The organism is Microcystis sp. M53603_WE2, assembly GCF_030065435.1.
This window is the reverse complement of the sequence record NZ_JASJFF010001253.1, coordinates 1-7,196: the sequence shown is the minus strand read 5'-3', so window position 1 is coordinate 7,196 and position 7,196 is coordinate 1. Positions and strand designations below refer to the sequence as shown.

Below are 7,196 nucleotides of genomic sequence, written 5' to 3'. Positions count from 1 at the left end.
TTGGCAAGAACCACAATTCGATCGAGCCAGAAGATTTTGTTAAATGTAACCCCATTTACACCTCCACTTTCACTTCCTTTGTCTCTGTTTTTTCTTGTGGTGGGGTAACTATCACAGGTGGCACTGGTTGGGCGGTGTTGAGAGTCGGTGTAATATCGACGTAGTTAATCACCGCCCCTAAAATTTTCACTTCCGCTTCTGTTAACTGGTTAATTGCTTCACTCAAGAGACTAGAACGAGTTATCGCCTGGCGCGTTACCAGAATAATCCCGTCCGCTAGTTCCTCTAAGAGAAGCGCATCATTACAGCTAGACAGAGAAGGAGTATCAACAATCACCAGATCGAAACGGCCGCGAGAATCTTTGAGAATTAATTGTAATTCACTCGATTCAATGATAGCTGCCGCTTGTTTGTGCGGACCGGGACTAGGCAAAATGGAAAGGTTTTCAATATTTGGGGCCAGCCGGATCGATTTACTTTTTGCCCCGTAGTAAAGTAGGGGTTCTCGGAAAGAATTGGGATCGGGAGTGACTCCGATTTCTTCGGCCTTAGAAGGATTTCTCAGATCTCCTTCTATTAACAGAGTCCGTCGGCCCGCCAAACTAGCAGCGATCGCCAGATTATAGGCAGTGGCGGTTTTACCTTCTGCGCCAGTAATGCTGGTGATAATAACCACTTTCACCTTTTCGCCGCCGCCAACACGTCGCAGGGTACTGCGTAAACGTTCGTAGTAGGGGAGATAATTGGCATTAGCATCGGCGAGAATCGGCTCGATTTCCTCGCCCTCTAAATTCCGGATAATTGGCAATTGTCCCAAGAGCAGGAGCTCCCGACTGACCAAAGCTTCCCGCAATTCTTGGGGACTGTGCAGGCGATCATCGATCACTGCCAACAGGATGATCGCACCCAATCCGGCTAAAGTTCCCAAACCAGCCCCCGCCAAGAGAATCAAGAGACGATTTTTGCGGTTAAACACCTGTTGGATCGGTTGAGCTACCGGCGGTTGGGCGATGGTGAGACTACCCACAGTTTCCGCTTCTGCGGCCTGAGCATCCACCAGAGCATTGAGAATATTCTCGTAGATACCCCGTTGAAAGGCGACGGCTTGGGTTAAACGAGCTTGCTGTAGCTGTTTATCGGGGAATTTCTCGTATTGGGAGCGTAATTGCTTTTCCTGAGTCACCAAGGACTCTAATTGTTTCATTAAACCCTCGCGCTGGGTTTGCAGGGTGACTAATTGAGCCGCTAGTTGTTGACGGGTGGCATCGAGATTACTTTGCTGACGGATGCGACTGCTGGGAAGAGCGGTAAGAACGCCATCTTTTCCAATCACCTCGGCGGCTCTTTTTTGTAAGAGAGATTCGTTAACTTGCTGTTGTTTGCGTAATTTAACGACGGTGGGATGTTCGGGACGTAAATCCTTCTGTAGTCCCTCCAATTGGGCTTCCGTGTCCAATATCTGCGCTCGGATACTGGCAATAATCGGGTCGGCACTAAGGGCTGAGGAGGTGTAAGCTTGATCGGGGGTTAAATCGAGTTGTTCACTCAGACTATTAATCTGTCCTTGAATGCCTTGCAGTTCTAGGCGAATTTCTCGCTGTTGCTGTTGACTACTGGTGATCGCGGTGAATAAACTCCCGTCTTGAATCGCCAATAAATCTGAACCCTGGGTACTAATGTAGCGATAAAACTTTTCTTCGGCTCTGGTTAAATCTTTTTGGACTTCGTTCAGTCGGACACTGAGAGCTTCTATGCGGGCGCGTAACTGGGAAGTATTCAGCCAGCGACTGTATTCCACCATTTCCTTCATCAAGGTTTCGAGAATTAACTCCGCCTTGGACTGGGAGTCGGCCGTTAACTCTAAAAGTACCTCTTGGGGTTGGTCGCTATTATTTTTTTGTCCCTCCGCTTCACCGGGGAAGGTTATTTTTAAATCCTGATCGCGAATTTTAACCATCTGTTCCTGATTAAATTGCAATTTTTTGGCCGCATTGACCAATACCCGGGGAGACAGCAGTAAATCGCGATCAATAGCCCGCCCTTGTTCTTGCAGTTGGGTTCCTGTACTGGTAAAAGCCGGCGGCGGCACCCGGTAGGCCAATTGTCCCACCGCCCGATAAAAGGTGGGGGGTTTCTCAGGATCGGGTAGGAAAGCAAAGATCACAGAACCGCCTAAACAGACGAGGAAGACGAATATTCCCACAAATTTGTTCTGATCTAGCGAGATGAGAAATCGTTTAACAATTGGTAGAGCCATAGCTTTTTAATGTATTCCCAGATTCTTTACATTTTAGCGGTCAAGAGTGATTCTCGCCCTTGAAATCCTAGCTTATGAAGTTGTGTTAAGGAGTGAAGGGAGCAAGTTGCCCCTCAATTATTGGAAGTTATTGAATTGATTGCCAAAGTCGAGAATTGTATTGGTAAAACTGGAAATATCCCGGATGGGTTGGGTAATGATATTAAAAGCGGCGAAAATCTCCCCTAACAGGGTGCGGGTGACGATAATTACGTCCTGATCTTCTAAGGGAACATTTTGGGAGATATCTCCCCTAACTGCCGCTATCGGACTCAAAGTTTGACTAACAATTCCCCCTTTGGCACTATCAAAACGGAGCAGGGACACTTCATTGACATTAATCCGCAGGCGATCGGAAACTGGTAAACTAGCCACCACATCAAGGAAGCTACTGCCATTAGGAATCGAAACATTTCTCAGGGAAATTCCTGAAGGAATTGAGGGAGCTAAAACCCTGACGGTGATATTCTGCTGGGCGAGGGTGGTTCTAGCCACCAGTGTGCGATTATATCCCGTCTCTTGGCCGACTTCTAACTTGGAAACAATCACGGCATCACCTCCTTGCAGACGCATATCTGGCAAGCGTTCCCCTTTAATTAAGGGAGTATAAAGGTCAAGTTTCTCCTCTAATACTGTACCATCGACTAAAACCCGACGGACAACGATCGAACGCAGATCGGATCTGGGGGTGCCGCCACCCGCCGCCAAAAGTACCTGCGCTAGGGGAGTATTAGGAGCAACACTATAAAACCCCGGTCGCTGTACCTCTCCCAGAATGGTTAACTGGACGGGACGGGCAGTGGTTAAAACAGCAATCACTTCCGGTTCCTCCCGCAGGTATTTTCGCCCCAATTCGAGGCGGATCTTAGTTTGCACTTCGTCTAAAGTCAAGCCCAGCACCGGAATACGCCCTAAAATCGGCACCAGAAAATTACCATCGGGATCCACTGGCCCCGTGGAATTAAATTCGGGAAAATCGGGAACCGAGACAGTAATTTGATCGCCGATATCGAGTCGATAGGACTGAATTTGTCGGGATTGGCGATTATTGGGAGAGTAAACCGGAGGACTGTAGCCGGTAGGGGGAATCGTGTTTTCAGGAAAGGTGGGATTAGGCGGTTCGGGGGGCAAAAATTCCAACCCAGTTCCGGGTTGAGTCTGGGGTATGGACAAAGAACCCTGGGCCTTGAGGCTCTCGGAGGGAATTACCCATAAGAACCCTGTCAGACTAAACCCTGATAAGGCTATGGCCCCGGTTCTGAATAAACTAACTGGCAAAAACTTGTTGAGCATTGGTAGAATCATACAGATATATCAATTTATTGTCTGAGAGTTATCTAGTGGGAGAGGAACAAAGAAGCTATTAAGGACTAGAAAAGTGCCTTGAGCTAGTTTTTTTTAAACAGATAGTTGGGAGCAGAAAAACTACTTTTCTTTTTTGGTCTCAGGCAGAGAAGTTAATTGACTTAAGACATTTTGTTCTAAGTAACTTTGAACTTCCTTGGCGAGATTGAGAGCAAAGGGAGTGAGAGTTTGCAGTTCTTTCGTCGGTTCTAAGGGAATCAGCAAGGAAACGGCTATCCAGGGTACTCTCTGTCTTTTTAATTGCGCCCATTGGTCAAGCCAATACCAAACAGAGGGATCGTAATGACCACCACCTAGCCAAGCATACCATTGCACCACGGCAAAGGTATTTTGTGTCCAGGCACGATAGAATCGAGCCTTGGCCTTTCCTCCCGACTGGGTGGGGATTAATAGCTCGGTTGTTTCCCCCTGATTCCAACGACTAATCGAAGTGATATCCGACCATTCTAATCCTGGTTGATTTTTATAGTAGATCTGTGGCTTTAAAAGCACGGTGATCCTCTTGCCCTCAGGAGTTTCCACCACTTGTACCGACCATTTTCCCTCACCGATTTGTCCTTGCTGCTGATCGATGGTTTTCAGGTCAGAGAACTTGATTCCCGATTCTTGTAGGGCCAGCATTTTCTGCATATTACTGATTCTCGGTTGATCCACCCAAGACCACTGGCCAGAAATTAAATTGGGCAAGATACCCCCTACAATCAATAGCAGCAGCAGGCACAACAGCAGTAAATAATTACCCGGGAGCTTTTTTTTGACTTTATCTAACACTAAAGTTACCTCGGCTGGAATTTTTTGACTAATCATCCTGGTTACCTTCCCCTTGAGCTAGGGACTTTTTCTTAACCGCCTCGCGATACTGCATGATTTGGAAGACCAAAAGGATCAGTAATAACATAAAGACCGAGTATAAATCACCCCCCCAGCTATCGTGGAGTAATTTAAAGTTTTCCTCTTGTCCTGTGCCGTGAAACCAAGCTAAAAGCGCGTTACGAACAATATTAGCCCCGACACTAATTCCAAAGGCACTGAGGAGCATAAAGCGGGTTTTACGACCGTTTTCGATGGTATCAGTCCAATGGAGCAGCAGGAGGGTGACGTAAAGACTGGTGAATAACATTTTCAGCCCCGCACAGTAGGGAGCGACTTCCACCATCCTGCCTTCTACCGCTATATAGATACCGTCAACGGAGACATCTAGGCCTGCTTGCTGGAGAATAAAACCAGCGCAAGCGGCAATAAAAACCTGTAGGGGTAGGGTATAGGGAGCAATCAGGTAGGGGATAGGATTAGGAGTCGCTAAGGCTGTTAAAAGTAGGGGAAATCCTTGCAATTTAAAACCTTCTGTTCCTTTTAACCAGAGACAGATTCCCGCTAAAATAATCGGAAAAGACATACTAACCCAAAGGGAGGAACCGAGGAGATAAAAAATCGCTCCTAGGGTTAACAAAAACGCTCCTAGGGGGTGGGAGCGATCTTCGAGGCGTTGCCATTTTTTGCGATTCTGCCAGACAATATAGGCGGCGTAGGGAAGGCCGATCAAGCCGTGGCTAAAGTATTCGTGTTCGATGCCGATCGATTTATTCAGCCAACCATCGTACCAGTGAAAGATCACCGGACCATAGATAACCGCCAAGAAACCGATCATCAGCCAAGATTGCCGATTTTTGTGGGAGACGGGGGATAGGGAAGGACTAATACCCATAGGACGGAGCGATTTAGTGACAAATTCTGAATTTATGTTACCCGATGATCGCAGTAATCTGTTCAACAACCATTTCAATTTGCTCCTCGCTGATGCCGGGGTACATGGGGAGAGAGACAATTTCTTCACAGAGAATCTCTGCATTAGGAAAGTCTCCCTGTTGATAACCGAGGTAGCGATAGGCCGGTTGCAGATGACAAGGAATCGGATAATGAATGCCGGTTTGAATACCGACGGCAGTTAATTGTTCTTGTAGTTGTTGGCGCTCAACCGGACAATGGGGGAGAATGCGAATAACGTAGAGATGATAGACATGACCGGTCTCGGTTTCGTCTCGTACGGGTAAAATACCTTGATCGGCTAAAGGAGCCAAAAGCCTGTCGTATTGTCTTGCCGCTCGCTGACGGGAGCGATTCCAGCCTTCCAGATGGGGTAATTTAATGTTTAAAATGGCGGCTTGTATGCTATCCAAACGGCTATTAGTGCCGATATCGGTGTGGAAATACTTGCTCGGTGCGCCATAATTTCTTAAACCGCGGGCTTTTTGGCTAATTTCGGGATCATTGCTCACTAACATTCCGCCATTGCCAAAAGCACCCAAATTTTTACTGGGATAAAAACTAAACCCCGCCGCCACACCGACACTGCCGGCGCGATAACCTTCTCTACTGGCTAAATGGGCCTGGGCCGCATCTTCAAAGATAATCAGATTATAGCTGCGGGCAAAATCCTGTAATTGTTGGGGTGATACCATCTGTCCGTACAGGTGTACGGGTAGAATGGCGCGGGTGTTGGGGGTAATTCTTTGGGCAGCCGCCGCGAGGTCAATTAAGGCCGTATCGAGGTGACAATCAACTAAAACTGGTTTGGCCCCCGCTTGAATAACACCCATGAGGGTAGCGACAAAGGTATTAGCGGGGACTAGCACTTCATCCCCGGCACCGATGCCGTAAGCTTGTAAAGCCAGGGCAAGAGCAGCAGTGCCAGAAGCTACTCCCACAGCATACTCGACTCCGCAAGCTTGGGCAAAGGCGGTTTCAAATTCGGCTAAAGCTTGGCCTAAAACAAAATCTCCTCGGTCGATAACTGTTTGGATTGCCTCGGTAATTTTTGCTTGTAGGGGCTGATTTTGCCAAGTTAAATCAACAAAGGGAACTTTGATTAAATGGGAATTCATCTATTGCTTGTTTAGGGAGATATTATTAAGTATTCAAGAGACTAGCATAGGTTTGATCAAGTTGTCTAGATTTGTAGGCTCTCTTGTCCTTGTGTTCTTTGTGCCTCTGTGGTTTATCCTTAATCCTTCTGGGATAACCTGAGAAAAAGTATAGGCTAGGCTAGATTCTAACCCAGCTAAACCAAGAGAGCCGATTGGTATTCAGGGGGTTTGGCCTTGACTTGGCCAAAAGAATCAAGTTGACTGCCTAGCTATTTATTTTTGCCGCCAAACTTTGAAGATAATTACTAAGTGGGTGGGTGGAATTAAATATAAGATGAACGTAGGTTGGGTTGAAGTATGAAACCCAACGCCTCAACGGATTTAATATTGTAAAGTTTCAATACAAATATGGTCAGATATAGTCATTAATAGTAGTATGCACAGACAAAACTATCAGACTAAGCAAAAAAACAGGAATAAGTTATCGAACGGCTTGGAGGTGGTGGAAACAAGGGAATTTAAGGCTCTTCGGGAATTGTTATGCAAATAATTAACTTAAAATAAAATTCGATGAGAGTGCCTACGCTCAAAAGTAGCTGAAATTCATACAGGAAAGGACTTAAGGCACAAATAAGTTAATACCAAAAGATAGACAATCGAGTTAAGATTTG

At 46.5% G+C, this 7,196-nt stretch carries 5 protein-coding genes; all 5 read right to left on the bottom strand.

From position 1 onward, the window contains the following. Positions 1-55: 55 nt before the first annotated feature. Complete coding sequence (locus PX481_RS26275) at positions 56-2,257, bottom strand: GumC family protein (protein ID WP_288096887.1); 2,202 nt, start codon at positions 2,255-2,257, stop codon at positions 56-58. Positions 2,258-2,374: 117 nt separating this feature from the next. Beyond that, the gene (locus PX481_RS26270) at positions 2,375-3,589 is read right to left on the bottom strand and encodes a polysaccharide biosynthesis/export family protein (protein WP_002758250.1); all 1,215 of its coding nucleotides are present in this window, start codon (positions 3,587-3,589) and stop codon (positions 2,375-2,377) included. A gap of 132 nt (positions 3,590-3,721) precedes the next feature. Beyond that, positions 3,722-4,468 (bottom strand): cyanoexosortase B system-associated protein, encoded by a 747-nt coding sequence (locus tag PX481_RS26265; RefSeq protein ID WP_002758251.1) that lies wholly within the window; start codon positions 4,466-4,468, stop codon positions 3,722-3,724. Beyond that, positions 4,461-5,366, bottom strand: coding sequence for a cyanoexosortase B (gene crtB, locus PX481_RS26260; protein ID WP_288026424.1), 906 nt, complete (start codon positions 5,364-5,366; stop codon positions 4,461-4,463). Before crtB ends, PX481_RS26265 begins: the two co-directional genes overlap by 8 nt. Before the next feature lie 37 nt (positions 5,367-5,403). Continuing rightward, positions 5,404-6,543 carry a DegT/DnrJ/EryC1/StrS family aminotransferase gene (locus PX481_RS26255; protein WP_002758253.1) on the bottom strand — a complete coding sequence of 380 codons (1,140 nt, stop codon included), beginning with the start codon at positions 6,541-6,543 and terminating at the stop codon, positions 5,404-5,406. Between the last annotated feature and the right edge of the window lie 653 nt (positions 6,544-7,196).